The following is a 14,031-nucleotide window of genomic DNA, read 5'->3' as shown; positions in this document are numbered from 1 at the left end:
GACGCGTTCACTGGATCACGGTGTTGTAGGCTTCGGCTGCGGACAAGGAATGATCGGCCCACCAGTTCAGATCGAGGAACAAAGCATTGCTCAGCCGTTCAGGCGTCGAGGGCAGCCGATCCAGCAAAGGAGGGTCAATGAGCGGGATCGATTTAGGTGTGGAAGGTCCGTAAGCCACGTACTGGCTGAATCGGGCCTGCACTTCCGGCCGGATGATATAATTGAGAAATTGAACCGCTTCTGCCTTGTCCGGTGCACCTTTGACGATCATAAAGTAGCCCACCTGGGCCACCGATTGATCCCACGACATGGCTATGGGCTGGCCGTCATCCATACCTGCCTGAAAGCGTCCGTTCCACCCCAGTGCCATGACCACTTCGCCGCTGGCCAGCGCCTGTACCGGCTGCGCCCCGGTAGACCACCACATGGCGACATAAGGTTTGATTTGTTTGACTTTGTTCAGGGCCCGTTCCATACCTGCCGGGGTACCGAGGGTTTTATAAACCGCCTCAGGCGCCACGCCATCGGCCATCAGCGCCGCTTCCAGTACCGTATCCGGTTTGCTGGGCAAGGTGCGTTTGCCGGGGAATTTTTTCACATCCCAAAAGTCGGCAAAGGTTTTGGGCCCTCCTTTAGGAAATGCTTTGGTTGAATAGCCAATCACGGTAGAAAAAATTTCAGATGGAATTCCATAATCGTTGCGCGCCTCAGGCAGCACATTGCTTTGATCAACCATATCGCCGGTGATTTTTTCAAATAACCCTTCCCGGGCACCCTGCATCAGAGTCGCCCCGCCGGCAGTCACCACATCCCATTCTACTTTGCGGGTCTCTACCATCGCCTTGATACGGGCTATGACCGGGTTGGTATCCTGGATGATATCGATGCCGGTTTCTTTACTGAATGGCTTAAGCCAGGCTTCATCGACGCCGTCCTGATACGCACCGCCCCAACTGGTAAACACCAGCTCTTTTGCGCCGGCGCCGCTGCCCCATAGCATGGAAACGGCCACCATTCCCCCTGCCAGCCATTGTTTGATTGAACCTGTCATCCCGCTACTCTCCCCATAGGTTACTGCGTTAAGGTTGTGGTACGACTAAAGACATTACCGATGCCCAGCCTGTCCCGGCCAGGCCTTCACCAGCTCGGCAAATCCGGTCAGCATGCTTTTGGCCGCTCGGGCTTCATCGGCGGAGGCAATAAGCTGCTCGATATCGCCGCCGTCCAGCTCCATGCGGGTACGATTCTGTTCAAACCAGTCAGGCGCTTGCGCAAGGGTAATTTCAGGATGCCCTTGAATGCCCCAGATTGGCCGGTCGCGAAAGCGCCAAATCTGATTGGGGCACTGATCGGTGGCCGCCAGAATCGTCATATCCGGGTGATCTGCCCGGACTTCATCGTTATGCCAGACGAACATATAGACTGCGGGTGAAATAGCCGATGCTATCGGGTCCAGCGCTGCGGCCGGCGTTGCCTTGAGCCATTTATTGCCGATTTCGCAAAACGGACGGCGAAACACTTGATCACGACCACACAGCGCCGATGCCAGGATCTGGCTGCCGAAGCACACCCCGAGCATTGGAATATGGCGGCGCGCGGCCTCCTGAATAAGGGCGTGCTCCTGCGCAATAAAGGGAACATCTTCGTAAGCGCCGTGGGGGCTGCCTGAAAGAAAAATCCCGTGATAGGGGCTAAGATCCTCGGGAAATTCATCGTCGAAAGCCCAGTAGCGGTCGACGTTCAATCCCCACGATTCAAAACGGTCATCAAGCTGGGCGACGGTTCGGGTCGAACGGCCGTTATGCAAATAAAGCAATCGTTTGCCTGCCATGGTAATCCTGAAAGTCATTAAAAAAAGAGGGTAATCCGCGGGTGTCAGCGAACAGGGTCGCTGGTAACCGACCAGACGATGGCATCCCGGGCACCGGCGATAGGCCTGCACATGACTACAACCGCCGTTTTCACTTCACTGGCCTTAATTCCGGTGAAGGACAGAGGAAAACAAATTCGCTTGCCCCGACAGGTATGCTATTTGTATACCACTTGTAGACCAAATGCACAGCAGCAAAAAAGCAATAAACATTGGCAAAAATGATGGCTTCTGTCATCAACGTCTTAGAAATAAGGAAAAGCTATCTGTCATTGGCGCAGGCATATAAAGGAAAAGCACGCCTGTATGCCTGGTAAGCATTTTCAGCATCTACTGATGTGATGGGAGGGATAGTTCGCAGGTGAAAAGAAATTCATATGAATAAAAACCCAGTCGTCAGGGCCGGGAGACACGCTATATGCACCCTGAATTGATGCAATTGATGACCAGAGATGGCAACCGTATTGTCCGCTATTGAACCAGGCTGTGCCAGGGCTGGAGTTCCTCGAGCTGCCTGTCGGACACGCGCCGGCCGCTACCGGTCAGGCGGGCGAATCCGCCCGGTCATAGTGCTGCCGTCGACCGGCTGATCCCCATCACCGCATTAACAAAAGAACAGACCAACCGGACAAAGCCAGGCACCAGATAAGTTTTGTCCTTTTTCCTGGCGGCCAGAAACAGCAGTGTCAATCGCACCGCCAGCAGCGGCAATGCGATAATGATGAATACCGACATACAACCTCCATGTGAATCATTATCCCTGGGGTGGTTATTTCCTGCCGGACATATCGGGAATAATCAAATCACCACGCAGCACATACGACCCCAGCACGCTGTGCGTTTTTTGATTGAGCCAGGCCACAATCCTGGCCGCCATTGCGTCCATGGAATATTCGATGGCGGGTATGGTCGGGATCCCAGGCAAATTTAACGAACCGGCAAGGCTGAAGACCATGATGTCGTCAGGCACCGATTTATTAAACGCCTGCAGTTGGGTGATGGCCCGCTGAGCTTCCAGTTCATCAGCCACCAGCAGGGCGTTGAAATTAAGTGTCGTGCTGTTGTTCAGCAGCACCTGCAGTGCGACCGAGGAAGAAGACGCATCGGTAAAAATCAGGTTGCGGTTAAACGGCAGGAAGTTATTTTCCAGCGCACGCTTATACCCCAGCAATACCGGTTCTACGCCGCCTGCGTGCTCGGGATTGATCAGGGCGATCTGCCTCCTTCCCTGTTTTATCAGGAAGTTACAGGCCGTTTCAGCCGCGAAGGCATGATCAAACTGGATACTGTTGCCGGTATCGCCATCCATACAGTCGACCAGAATAATGTTTTCATCACTGATATTCAGTTCAAAGCGCGCGCCGATAATCAGCACATCATCACACAGGCCGCAGGTGAGTTCTTCCAGCGCCTGCATGACCTCGCCTTTGTTGTTGGCAAAGCGCAGCAGCAGATGCTTCTGATGCTGGCTGAGGTGTTTCTCAAGGGCGTACAGATAACCGGTGCTCTGGTTGATATTATCTTGGGCGCAGATAACGCCAATACAGCCGGTAGACTGACTTAATAATGATTGCGCGATGACATTTGGCCGGTATTTCAGCTCTTCCGCCGCTTTGAGCACTGCCTGACGGCTGGCTTCCTTTACGCCGCGTGAACCACTCAACACCCGTGACACTGTGGCTTTGGACACCCCAGCTAGACGTGATACATCGTTGATCGTAGACATCGTTTTCCCCTGGCAAGTTTTTAATGCCTGCCTGTATAGCCCGACAAAACCTGCGGCTCATAGTGTCGCCACGATTATTATAGTCGTTTCCGTTTTTCTTGGAAACTTTTTTCCACATCACATCCAAATCATACCTATTCCCAATAATTTTGTGATGAAAATCCAATTAACAAGCCGCATAGAGAAAGGACATTGATGAAGTTCACAGTTTTGCTGGCCGTCGATGGAAAACGGTTTCCATATGGTATCCAATCATGTCGAAATTACTCTAAACATGTAAGGATTAGGTGGGATGGTCAAGATAATGCTGTGCTGCTCGGCCGGGATGTCCACCAGTATGCTGGTGAGAAAAATGCTGGTGGTGGCCGAAGAAAGAGGACTAGAGGTAGAGATTGATGCCTATGGCGTGTCGGAATTTGACACGCAATTTTCCCGCTATCAAGTGGTGCTGCTCGGCCCTCAAGTGAAGTACATGTTAGGCATGCTCCAAGAAAAGGCTGCCACGCAAGGTATTCCGGTTCAGCCCATTGAAATGATGGACTATGGAATGCAGCGTGGCGATAAGGTACTGGACTTCGCTCTGTCGCTAATCGAAGCGGCTCACTAACACTAAAAGGTGTTCTCATGAGTTCTTTATATCAATCAATGGTTGGGGTGATAGAGAAATCCATCACGCCACTGGCCGGTCGTCTGGGCCAGCAAAAGTACGTTATCGCCATTCGTGATGGCTTTACCGCTGCGTTGCCTTTTATGATCATCGGTTCGTTTATGCTGGTGTTTATCTTTCCCCCTTTCTCCGCCGATACCCAGGTGGGGTTTGCCCGCGCCTGGCTGGACTTTTCAGCCACCTACCGTGAGCAATTGATGCTGCCGTACCGTCTGAGCATGGGAGTAATGACCTTCTTTATTTCAGTAGGCATTGGCGCCAGTCTGGGACGCCAGTTCAATCTGGATCCGGTGATGTCGGGCCTACTGGCGTTTATGGCGTTTCTGATGGTCGCTGCGCCCTATGCCGACGACCAGATCTCTACCCAGTATCTTTCCGGGCAGGGGATCTTTACCGCACTGATTACCTCGATTTATTCGACCCGGGTTTATGCCGCCCTCAAACAGCATAAAATCACCATTCGCCTGCCGAAAGAAGTACCGACCGGGGTGGCGCGATCTTTTGAAATACTGATCCCGGTATTGGTGATCATTGCGACCCTGCATCCGCTTAATCTGTTTATTGAAGCCCAGACCGGGATGATCATCCCCGAAGCCATCATGCATCTGCTGGCCCCGCTGGTTTCTGCCTCCGATTCTCTGCCGGCCGTGCTACTGTCGGTGCTGCTGTGTCAGCTGTTCTGGTTCTCCGGCATCCATGGCTCGCTGATTGTCACCGGTATCATGAACCCATTCTGGATGACCAACCTGGCGGCAAACCAGGCCGCTCTGGCCGCAGGCACGGCCTTACCTCATATCTACCTGCAGGGTTTCTGGGATCACTATCTGCTGATTGGCGGCGTAGGCTGCACCCTGCCGCTGGCGTTCCTGCTATTGCGCAGTAAAGTGGTGCACTTACGTACCATCGGCAGAATGGGCGTGGTGCCGAGCTTTTTCAATATCAATGAACCTATCCTGTTCGGTGCCCCGATCATCATGAATCCGATGCTGTTTCTGCCTTTTGTTTTCGTCCCGATGGTCAATGCGGTACTGGCCTATTCCGCCACCAGGTTGGGTTGGATTGAACAGGTGGTCTCACTGACGCCATGGACTACTCCGGCCCCGATCGGCGCATCCTGGGCCACCAACTGGACCTTCAGCCCGGTGATTATGTGTCTGTTCTGTATGGTGCTTTCAGCCTTGCTTTACCTGCCGTTCCTGCGTGCCTATGAACGCTCACTGCTGAAAACCGAAGCAGAAAAGGCCCAGCATACGGCGCCACTGATCGAAACCGCCCGCAGCAACTAAGCCAGATCAACAGGAGACAATAGCCATGAACTATCTTTTTCCGCCAGGCTTCTGGTGGGGCAGCGCAAGTTCAGCCCTGCAGACCGAAGGGGAAAGCCGCGGCGGCGGTAAGGGCGCAACGACTTGGGATAGCTGGTACGCCAGCCAGCCCTGGCGCTTTCATCAGCAAATTGGCCCGGATGACACATCGACGTTTTATCGCCACTGGCGCCAGGACATTGCGCTGCTCAAGACGCTTAATCACAACAGCTTTAGAACGTCCTTGAGCTGGTCGCGCCTGATACCGGACGGCACCGGTGAGGTCAACCCGGAAGCCGTGGATTTTTATAATAACGTGATTGATGAACTGCTGGCGCAAGGTATTACCCCTTTTATCACGCTGTTCCACTTTGATATGCCGATGGTGATGCAGCAAAAAGGCGGTTGGGAAAATCGTCAGGTTATTGATGCCTGGCAGCAATACGCCAAACTGTGCTTTGACCTGTTTGGCGATCGGGTCAAGCACTGGTTCACCTTCAATGAACCGATAGTGCCGGTGGAAGGCGGCTATCTGTACGATTTCCATTATCCCAATGTGGTGGATTTCAAACGGGCGGCGACCGTGGCCTATCATACGGTGCTGGCGCATGCAGCCGCAGTAAAGATCTATCGGACCGGCGGCTATCAGGGAGAGATCGGCATCGTGCTCAATTTGACGCCGTCCTATCCGCGCTCGCAGCATCCGGCGGACGTGAAGGCGGCCGAACATGCCGATTTACTGTTTAACCGCAGCTTTCTCGACCCGGTGCTCAGGGGGGAGTATCCGCCGGCACTGGTTGCCCTGCTGCAGGAGTATGACCAATTGCCGCCATGCCAGCCAGGCGACAAGGCGCTGATTGCCGAAGGTAAGATAGATTTGCTCGGCATCAATTACTATCAGCCCAGGCGGGTGAAATGCCGTGACAGCGCCGTCAACCCAGCAGCGCCTTTTATGCCCGAATGGCTGTTTGAAAACTACGAAATGCCCGGACGTAAAATGAATCCATACCGGGGGTGGGAAATTTATGAACCCGGAATATACGATATCCTGACCAACCTGCGGTTGAATTACAGTAACCCACGCTGCTTTATCTCCGAAAACGGCATGGGGGTTGAGAACGAGCAGCGATTTATTGAGCACAACCAAATCAATGATCAATACCGAATAGATTTTGTTTCCGACCATCTTAAATGGCTGCACCGAGGGATCAGTGAAGGTTCTAATTGTCTTGGCTACCATATGTGGACGTTTATCGATAACTGGTCATGGTGCAATGGCTATAAAAATCGCTATGGTTTTGTTCAATTAGATTTAGCCAACCAACAGCGCATTATTAAAAAGAGCGGCGAATGGTTTGCCGCGACCTCAGCCAATAATGGCTTCAATTAACCGGAAAAAAGACAATGATTGAATTAGAAGAAGCCGTCATGGAAATTATCGTCAATGCCGGGCAATCCCGCAGCCTGTGCTTTGAGGCCCTGCATGCCGCTCGCCAAGGCGGCATCGATGAAGCCAGAAGCCTGCTTAAAGAGGCGGACGAGTTTGCGCGCAAGGCCCATCATATGCAGACTAAATTGATTGAACAAGATGCAGGGGAAGGCAGGCAACCGATGACATTAATTATGGTTCACGCCCAGGATCATTTAATGACATCACTGCTGGCGCGGGAATTGTCAGAAGAAATCATTCATCTTTATCAGCGCCAGACTTCGTAATTAATTACCACTTCACCTCTGGAAATGGAGAAGTCATTACAAGAATAATATAATTTAGCTCAATCCGGTTCGTGTATAAAAACAACCTTGCCTTGGCAATGACGCATTTATTCCGTCATCCACAGCAGGATCGTTTTCGTCTGAGAATAACTTACTCATTGAGATGAACATGAAAATAAATAAACAGCTTCCATTAGCCGTGGCGGTCATCGCTGCCTTATGTCCGCTTTCGGTACTCGCACAAGAAATAACGGTAACCACTGAGCAATTAGATAAAATCGTTGCCCAGGCGGTAGAAAAAGCCCTGCAGGAGCGGGAGGCCAAACTGGCTGCCGCTAATGCGCAAAGACCGGCGGTCGCCGCGTCACCGGCAGCGACGGCGACAGCGGTGACCACGGCTACGCCGGCTGCCGCTCAGCCCGTCGGCACAGCTGAAACGGCTAAAACGCCGGATATGCAACTGCCCTACGGCGTTGCTTTCACTGGCTACGCCCGTTATGGCGCGCAGTTCCAGGGCGGGGATCAGAAATATGTCGGCGTCGATGGCTCTTATAATGGCGCATCGGCATTGGGTCGTCTGGGTAACGAAGGCAACGGCGGCGAGTTCCAGCTGACTAAATCTATCAGGGGCGAGAACGGCGCCATCTGGGATGTGGCGGTAATGTTCGACCACTGGGGCGATGAAGTTAACCTGAAAAAAGCCTATGCCGGGGTGACCAACCTGTTTGCATCCCAACCCAACGCCTATTTCTGGGCCGGCCGAGATTTTCACCAGCGTCCACAGCAGGGTATCAATGACTACTTCTGGATGAACCATGACGGCCAGGGTGCCGGGGTACGGGATCTGGAGTTAGGCGGGGTAAAATTTGACCTGGCGGCCGTCGGTGCGGTTGAAGCCTGTAGCCCTGAAGTCATGGAAGACGAGGCCAACCCATCGCGCATTACCTGTACCGGCGGATCAGGCACCGGTGATAAAGGCAACTATGCGCTGACCTCCAAAATCCACGGCATCCAGCTGGGACCGGTCGATTTCGAGCTTTACGCCAACTACGGTTTTGATTCCAAAGCGGTGGAAAGCGATGACCGGCTAAAGGCCTGGCAGGCGGCAATGGTTTTCAGCCATACCGGTAAAAACAGTCTCAATAAACTGATAGCCCGCTATTCGGACAATTCAGATAACAGCGTCTACAGCAAAACCGAAGACCTGCGTACCGTCTATACCAGCTTTGAGGGCAGCTACAAGTTTACTCCTCAGGCACAGGTAGAGTATCTGCTGGCATTCCATGATTATGCCAACGACAACAAAAACCAAAACCAGGACGATCGCCGCAATTACGGCGCCATCGTTCGTCCGATGTATTACTGGAATGATGTGCATTCGACCTGGCTGGAAGCCGGCTATCAGCGGGTAGACTATGATACCGGCGGCGACAATAAAGGCTGGAAGCTGACCCTGTCGCAGAATATTTCAATTGCCATGGGGCCGGAATTCAGGCCGATGCTGCGCTTCTACGTGACCGGCGGAGAAGTGGAAAACAACCATACCGCCCGCACGGCAAACGGCGAAAATACCCAGTTGGACTCCTTTAATGTGGGTGCCATGTGGGAAGCCTGGTTCTGATCTCCGCCCGCTCAGAATGACCGCCCCGGCGGTCATTCTGATAAGGTCAATTCAGCCGAGGCCGGCGCAGATGCGTTGCAGAGCGGCGCCGTAGGCTGGTTAGTTGCTGCATGCGGAGAGGTCTTCCGCAAGAGGTGCTGACCGTTTTATTGAGGGATCAGAATTATTGAAAGTGAGCGCTCTTCACCTCATCAAATCACTCGCAAGAAATTTGTTAGTCTCGCTCTAAAAGTGAATGGTTTGGATTACCGAAACACGTTGTTTAAAGTGCAGCAAGGATTGTGGCTTCCATTTTCTCCGGGGGAGTGATCGGTGCGAAACAATGGATGATGAGTATCATTAAGGAATCGGGCGCCAGTCATTGCCTGCATTTTCTGAACATGTCCGATGAGATATGTAAAGACCGGTTACACGCCCGTAATGAAGACGGTACGCACGATTTTGCAGCTACAGAACAGCAATTTGAGGTCATAACGAGTTATTTCTCAGCACCAATGCCTGACGAAGGGTTTGATGTTATGGAATACCGCTAAATGTATTGTCTGCCTCTAAGCCGCCTGCCACGCAAGCGGCGTAGAGGCGCCAGAGGTAGGCAGGTTACTGAATGACACCGTACCCCAGCGTAGCCGGTTGCAGGCCCATAAATAAAGCCAGTCCCCTTGATTTGCCTAAATCAGCTTTCAGCAATGCAGAAGCTTATGTAACCCCTTATTAACTCCGGCGATGGCGTCTTACGACGCTTGCGACGTCATGGCCGTTCATACTCTCTCGCCTCGTTGGCGGGCAAAGCTTGCCGAAAGCCGGTCGAGCAGGATAGCCATCAGCACCACGACGATGCCGCTCTGCAGACCCAGGCCGATATCCAACTGCTGGATACTGCTGAGTATATCGTTGCCCAATCCACCGGCGCCGACCATGGAGGCAATAATCACCATCGACATGGCCATCATAATGGTCTGGTTGACGCCCGCCATAATGGCGGGCTGAGCCGCCGGCAATTGGACTTTCCATAGCAGTTGCCAAGGCGTACAGCCAAAGGCCAGTCCCGCCTCGATGCGCGCCGCATTCACTTGGCGAATGCCTAAATCGGTCAATCGCACTACCGGCGGCATTGAGAATAAAATGGTAGCGAAAATCCCGGGCGGACGTCCCAGTCCGAACAGGATGGTGGCCGGAATAAGATAGACAAAGGCCGGCATGGTCTGCATGAAATCCATCAGCGTACGCACCACGCTGCCCACGGAGGCGCGCCGTGCGCTCCAAATGCCCAGCGGTATCCCCAGCAGCAGGCTGAAAAAGGTTGACGACAGCGTCAGCGCAAGCGTAATGGACGCATGCTCGCTGTAGCCGCTGTAAATGATATAGAGCAGTGCTAACAGGGCAAACAGCGCGAAGCCTTTACCAATACGCCATGCGCCGAGACCCACGGTCAGCGCCACCAGTCCCCAGGGGGTAAGCCAGCCAATCAGGGTTTCCAGACCGCCGGCAAAGGCATCGATGCCGGCCGCCAGTCCATCGAAAAAACCGCCGGCATGCTGCAGCAATGCCTGGATAACACGGTCAGCCTGTCGACTGAAATCTAACGGATAGGCCATAAGTTTACCTGCTCAGGACGACGTCCAGACATCAGCGTAGGTTTCCGCCATCTGCCAGCGAGACGTATCCACGCCTGCGAAAAAATGTTGAACATAAGGCGAGGCGGGAAGATTGATGATGTTCTCAGGGGTGCCGACCTGCACCAACCTACCCTCCTGCATGATGGCGATACGGCTACCCAGACGCAGCGCCTCCTCCATATCATGAGTCACAAACACGACAGTGCGCTGCTGTTCTGCCTGCAGGGCCAGCAGCAGGGCTTGCATCTCACGCCGGATAATGGGATCCAGAGCCGAGAATGCCTCATCCATCAGCAATACCGCCGGGTTGACCACCAGCGCCCTGGCCAGGCCAACACGCTGCTGCATGCCGCCGGAGAGCTGATGCGGATACTGGGAAGCGACCTGGCTCAGCCCGACTTTTTCCAGCATGTCTATGGCGCGCCGAGAACGTTCATCCCGCTGAATACCGGCCACTTCCAGCCCAAACGCCACGTTGTCGATGACCGTCCGCTCTTCAAACAGGGCAAACGACTGAAACACCATGCCTATCTGCTGTCGCCTGAGCGTAATCATCTGCTGGGCGCTGAGATGACCCAGCGTTTGCCCATCGAATTTTATCTCTCCCGCCGTTGGCTCAATCAGATAATTCAAAGTGCGCAGCAACGTCGATTTTCCGGAGCCCGACAGACCAACGATGACGAAGATTTCACCGGCATAGATGTGCAGATTGATATGGCTTAATGCATTTACCGGTGGTTTATTTTTCGCGCGGGAAAATAATGTCCGTTTTTCCGTGGATGAAAAAGATTTATAAACATCGACCAGTTCAATTATAGATTGTGGCATAACAATATCGCATATTTTGCAAAAACCATAACACGCTAACCTAAAATATCGCTGACGGGTTATATTTTTTAATAAACTTGATAGACATATTTTGCATTAGCTTATTTATATTTTGGCAATAGCGCAGAGGAATGATGAAAATCCCATGCCTCATCTAATAACCACCGAGTGACTTTTTGCTGTTGTGTACTGGCCGGCTTTACCCCAGAAGTAATCAGATAATAGCCGCGTTCAGTGCGCACCTCAGGCCCGCAGACAAATAACTGTTTACGCTCGATTAAGGCTGAAATCAGCGGCCGCCACCCCAGGGCGATGCCCTGTCCCTCGACCGCCGCCTGGATCACCAGCGAGTAGGCATTAAAGGTACGGGAACCCGCATGGTTGTGGGCAGGCACCTTCTGATAGCGAAACCAGTCTTCCCAGGTCAGCCAGCGCTGTGGCCGAGTTTCAGGCAGTTTCAGTAGCGGGTAAGACAGCAGCGCTGCCGGAGCGGGCCGCGGACCCATTTCTGTAATAATTTCATGATTACAAACAGGAATAACCTCTTCAGGAAACAGCTTCTGCGACTGGGTTCCCGGCCAGTTGCCGTTGCCGAAATAAATCGCCAGATGGGCGTTACTGTCGCGGAAATTATAATCATTCGGCGAGGTGGACACCTGCACTTCTACCCCCGGAATCAAGGCCTGAATAGCATTCATCCTCGGCAACAGCCAGTAACTGGCAAAGCCCATATCGGTGTCGATTCTCAAGGTGCTGCGCTGGTGACGGGTGCGCTCTATCTGCTCGCTGATATCATTAAGGCTGGCGCGAACAATCTGGTAAAGAGCATTGCCCGATTCTGTCAATTGCACTCCCCGATGACGGCGCTCAAACAAGGGGCCATTAAGCAGATTTTCCAGCATTTGAATTCGCTGACTGACCGCCGGTTGGGAAAGCCCTAGCTCGTTTCCGGCCGCGGTAAAATTAGCGTGACGAGCAGCCGCTTCAAATACCACCAGTATCTGTAATGGGGGCAGCTGTAATTTTCCTGACATAACTTCACCTTATACCATGATAATAAATTAGCCTCTTCACAGATGGAAATCAGCATGAGATAAAATTAACACGAATGGCTTATTAAATTTATTTTTCGAGTTGATATGCTTATAAATAAACCGAATATCGTTATTCTCATGGCAGATCAGTTAACTGCCGGGGCATTACGCACCTATGGAAATAACGTCAGCCTGACGCCGAATATTGATAAGCTGGCCGAGCAGGGGGTGGTATTTGAATCCGCTTATTGCAACAGCCCCCTGTGCGCCCCGTCCCGCGCCTCAATGATGACCGGACAATTGCTGTCGAAAAATGGGGTGTATGATAATGCGGCGGAATTTCGCGCCGACTCGCCGACCTTTTGCCATTATCTGCGCGAACAGGGTTACCGCACTTGGCTGTCCGGTAAAATGCATTTCTGCGGCCCGGATCAACTACATGGCTTCGATGAACGTCTGACCACCGATATCTATCCGGCAGACTTCGGCTGGACGCCTGACTGGCAGCACCCGGAACGCCGGCTGGACTGGTTTCATAATATGAGTTCGGTACTGGACGCCGGCGAATGCGTACGTACCAACCAGCTTGATTTTGACGATGAAGCGCTGTTCATGGCGCGCCAGCGTCTGTTTGATGCCGCGCGCAGACCGGATGAACAGCCGTTCCTGCTGCTGCTGTCCCTTACCCATCCTCATGACCCTTTCGCCATTCCCCGCCGTTATCTGGACCGGTTCAAGCCGGAAGATATCGATCTGCCGGTGACCGGTGAACATCAGGTGGCAGACGATCCCCATTCTGCCCGGCTGCGGGCTATGTACCAGCTTGAAGAAGGAATGCTCAGCGACCAACAGATCCGCCGGGCGCGTCATGCCTACTATGGCGCGATGGCCTATGTGGATGATTGTTTCGGCGAAGTGATAAAGACGCTTGAAGAGACCGGTCTGGCCGAAGATACGGTGGTGTTTGTGGTGGCCGATCATGGAGAGATGCTGGGCGAGCGCGGGCTGTGGTACAAAATGACTTTTTTTGAAGGCGCAACGCGCATCCCCTTTATTGTCCATAATCCAAAACGCTTTGCCGCCCGCCGAGTGCAGCAGAACGTTTCATTGGTAGACCTGTTGCCGACCTTTACCAGCCTGGCGGGCGGCGATGCCCGATTGCAGCAGCCGGTCGCGCCGCTGGATGGCCATAGTCTGGTGCCGCACCTGCTGGGAGAAACCGGTTCGAATGACGCCATTGGAGAATATCTGGCGGAAGGCGCCATTGAGCCGATAGTGATGATCCGCCGCGGTCCCTGGAAATACATCCACCCGCTGACCGAAGCGCCACAGCTCTATCATGTGCAGCAAGACCCCCATGAGCGCAACAATCTGGCGGCACACGCCGATTATCTGCAGATTGTTAAGCAATTTGCCGATGACGTAGCGACCCGCTGGGATCTGGCTACGCTGGATAAACAGGTCAGGGCCAGTCAGCAGAAGAGGCTTTTTCTCACCCGCATAGCCGGTCGGGATGCCATCCCTCAATGGGATTTCCAACCCCATCAAGCGGCGTCCCAGCGCTATATCCGTAATCACCAGACGCTGGATCAGCAGGAAGCCTTTTCTCGCTACCCACGCCCCAATAAACACCCTTCAGGGGAATAATA

The 14,031-nt window shown here is 53.1% G+C and carries 14 protein-coding genes; 7 read left to right on the top strand and 7 right to left on the bottom strand.

Features of this window, described 5'->3' with window-relative positions; all coding sequences use genetic code 11:
- Positions 1 to 7 precede the first annotated feature (7 nt).
- The 4 genes from EDC52_RS14205 to EDC52_RS14195 all read right to left on the bottom strand — a co-directional run bounded on the left by EDC52_RS14205 (position 8) and on the right by EDC52_RS14195 (position 3,596).
- A complete protein-coding gene (locus EDC52_RS14205; RefSeq protein ID WP_131866001.1) occupies positions 8 to 1,051 on the bottom strand; it encodes an ABC transporter substrate-binding protein in 1,044 nt (347 codons plus the stop codon).
- A 54-nt stretch (positions 1,052 to 1,105) separates the two neighbouring features.
- Positions 1,106 to 1,831 (bottom strand): type 1 glutamine amidotransferase, encoded by a 726-nt coding sequence (locus tag EDC52_RS14200; protein WP_131866000.1) that lies wholly within the window; start codon positions 1,829 to 1,831, stop codon positions 1,106 to 1,108.
- A 603-nt stretch (positions 1,832 to 2,434) separates the two neighbouring features.
- Positions 2,435 to 2,605 carry a hypothetical protein gene (locus EDC52_RS19890; RefSeq protein ID WP_165911723.1) on the bottom strand — a complete coding sequence of 57 codons (171 nt, stop codon included), beginning with the start codon at positions 2,603 to 2,605 and terminating at the stop codon, positions 2,435 to 2,437.
- 34 nt (positions 2,606 to 2,639) lie between these two features.
- Positions 2,640 to 3,596 (bottom strand): LacI family DNA-binding transcriptional regulator, encoded by a 957-nt coding sequence (locus EDC52_RS14195; protein ID WP_131865999.1) that lies wholly within the window; start codon positions 3,594 to 3,596, stop codon positions 2,640 to 2,642.
- A gap of 292 nt (positions 3,597 to 3,888) precedes the next feature.
- On the opposite strand from EDC52_RS14195, the gene EDC52_RS14190 reads away from it, so the two are divergent.
- The 6 genes from EDC52_RS14190 to EDC52_RS14165 all read left to right on the top strand — a co-directional run bounded on the left by EDC52_RS14190 (position 3,889) and on the right by EDC52_RS14165 (position 9,437).
- Entirely contained in the window at positions 3,889 to 4,203 is a 315-nt protein-coding gene (locus tag EDC52_RS14190) for a PTS sugar transporter subunit IIB (protein ID WP_131865998.1), read from the top strand.
- A 17-nt stretch (positions 4,204 to 4,220) separates the two neighbouring features.
- On the top strand, positions 4,221 to 5,549 hold the full coding sequence (locus tag EDC52_RS14185) for a PTS sugar transporter subunit IIC (protein WP_131865997.1): 1,329 nt from the start codon (positions 4,221 to 4,223) through the stop codon (positions 5,547 to 5,549).
- 25 nt (positions 5,550 to 5,574) lie between these two features.
- The gene (locus EDC52_RS14180; RefSeq protein ID WP_131865996.1) at positions 5,575 to 6,957 is read left to right on the top strand and encodes a glycoside hydrolase family 1 protein; all 1,383 of its coding nucleotides are present in this window, start codon (positions 5,575 to 5,577) and stop codon (positions 6,955 to 6,957) included.
- 14 nt (positions 6,958 to 6,971) lie between these two features.
- A complete protein-coding gene (locus EDC52_RS14175; RefSeq protein ID WP_131865995.1) occupies positions 6,972 to 7,283 on the top strand; it encodes a PTS lactose/cellobiose transporter subunit IIA in 312 nt (103 codons plus the stop codon).
- 169 nt (positions 7,284 to 7,452) lie between these two features.
- Positions 7,453 to 8,904, top strand: a complete 1,452-nt coding sequence (locus EDC52_RS14170) for a carbohydrate porin (RefSeq protein ID WP_131865994.1) — start codon at positions 7,453 to 7,455, stop codon at positions 8,902 to 8,904.
- 281 nt (positions 8,905 to 9,185) lie between these two features.
- Positions 9,186 to 9,437 carry an AAA family ATPase gene (locus tag EDC52_RS14165; RefSeq protein WP_230468063.1) on the top strand — a complete coding sequence of 84 codons (252 nt, stop codon included), beginning with the start codon at positions 9,186 to 9,188 and terminating at the stop codon, positions 9,435 to 9,437.
- 225 nt (positions 9,438 to 9,662) lie between these two features.
- Here EDC52_RS14165 and EDC52_RS14160 read toward each other — a convergent pair whose 3' ends face one another.
- The 3 genes from EDC52_RS14160 to EDC52_RS14150 all read right to left on the bottom strand — a co-directional run bounded on the left by EDC52_RS14160 (position 9,663) and on the right by EDC52_RS14150 (position 12,382).
- Positions 9,663 to 10,499 (bottom strand): ABC transporter permease, encoded by an 837-nt coding sequence (locus tag EDC52_RS14160; protein ID WP_131865993.1) that lies wholly within the window; start codon positions 10,497 to 10,499, stop codon positions 9,663 to 9,665.
- Positions 10,500 to 10,511: 12 nt separating this feature from the next.
- Positions 10,512 to 11,348 carry a betaine/proline/choline family ABC transporter ATP-binding protein gene (locus tag EDC52_RS14155; protein WP_131865992.1) on the bottom strand — a complete coding sequence of 279 codons (837 nt, stop codon included), beginning with the start codon at positions 11,346 to 11,348 and terminating at the stop codon, positions 10,512 to 10,514.
- A 101-nt stretch (positions 11,349 to 11,449) separates the two neighbouring features.
- Complete coding sequence (locus EDC52_RS14150; RefSeq protein ID WP_131865991.1) at positions 11,450 to 12,382, bottom strand: LysR substrate-binding domain-containing protein; 933 nt, start codon at positions 12,380 to 12,382, stop codon at positions 11,450 to 11,452.
- Positions 12,383 to 12,487: 105 nt separating this feature from the next.
- On the opposite strand from EDC52_RS14150, the gene betC reads away from it, so the two are divergent.
- Positions 12,488 to 14,029 (top strand): choline-sulfatase, encoded by a 1,542-nt coding sequence (gene betC, locus EDC52_RS14145; protein ID WP_131865990.1) that lies wholly within the window; start codon positions 12,488 to 12,490, stop codon positions 14,027 to 14,029.
- Positions 14,030 to 14,031 lie beyond the last annotated feature (2 nt).

Source organism: Biostraticola tofi, from assembly GCF_004343195.1.
Classification (GTDB): Bacteria; Pseudomonadota; Gammaproteobacteria; order Enterobacterales; family Enterobacteriaceae; genus Biostraticola; species Biostraticola tofi.
This window is presented reverse-complemented; position numbering and strand designations above follow the sequence as displayed.

Bases quoted from the DNA above. Each gene is read 5' to 3' on its own strand.
- EDC52_RS14160 (WP_131865993.1), bottom strand. From the start codon at position 10,499: ATGGCCTATCCGTTAGATTTCAGTCGACAGGCTGACCGTGTTATCCAG.
- EDC52_RS14175 (WP_131865995.1), top strand. From the start codon at position 6,972: ATGATTGAATTAGAAGAAGCCGTCATGGAAATTATCGTCAATGCCGGG.
- EDC52_RS14180 (WP_131865996.1), top strand. From the start codon at position 5,575: ATGAACTATCTTTTTCCGCCAGGCTTCTGGTGGGGCAGCGCAAGTTCA.
- betC (WP_131865990.1), top strand. From the start codon at position 12,488: ATGCTTATAAATAAACCGAATATCGTTATTCTCATGGCAGATCAGTTA.
- EDC52_RS14155 (WP_131865992.1), bottom strand. From the start codon at position 11,348: ATGCCACAATCTATAATTGAACTGGTCGATGTTTATAAATCTTTTTCA.
- EDC52_RS14170 (WP_131865994.1), top strand. From the start codon at position 7,453: ATGAAAATAAATAAACAGCTTCCATTAGCCGTGGCGGTCATCGCTGCC.
- EDC52_RS14195 (WP_131865999.1), bottom strand. From the start codon at position 3,596: ATGTCTACGATCAACGATGTATCACGTCTAGCTGGGGTGTCCAAAGCC.
- EDC52_RS14205 (WP_131866001.1), bottom strand. From the start codon at position 1,051: ATGACAGGTTCAATCAAACAATGGCTGGCAGGGGGAATGGTGGCCGTT.
- EDC52_RS14200 (WP_131866000.1), bottom strand. From the start codon at position 1,831: ATGGCAGGCAAACGATTGCTTTATTTGCATAACGGCCGTTCGACCCGA.
- EDC52_RS14190 (WP_131865998.1), top strand. From the start codon at position 3,889: ATGGTCAAGATAATGCTGTGCTGCTCGGCCGGGATGTCCACCAGTATG.
- EDC52_RS14150 (WP_131865991.1), bottom strand. From the start codon at position 12,382: ATGTCAGGAAAATTACAGCTGCCCCCATTACAGATACTGGTGGTATTT.
- EDC52_RS14185 (WP_131865997.1), top strand. From the start codon at position 4,221: ATGAGTTCTTTATATCAATCAATGGTTGGGGTGATAGAGAAATCCATC.
- EDC52_RS19890 (WP_165911723.1), bottom strand. From the start codon at position 2,605: ATGTCGGTATTCATCATTATCGCATTGCCGCTGCTGGCGGTGCGATTG.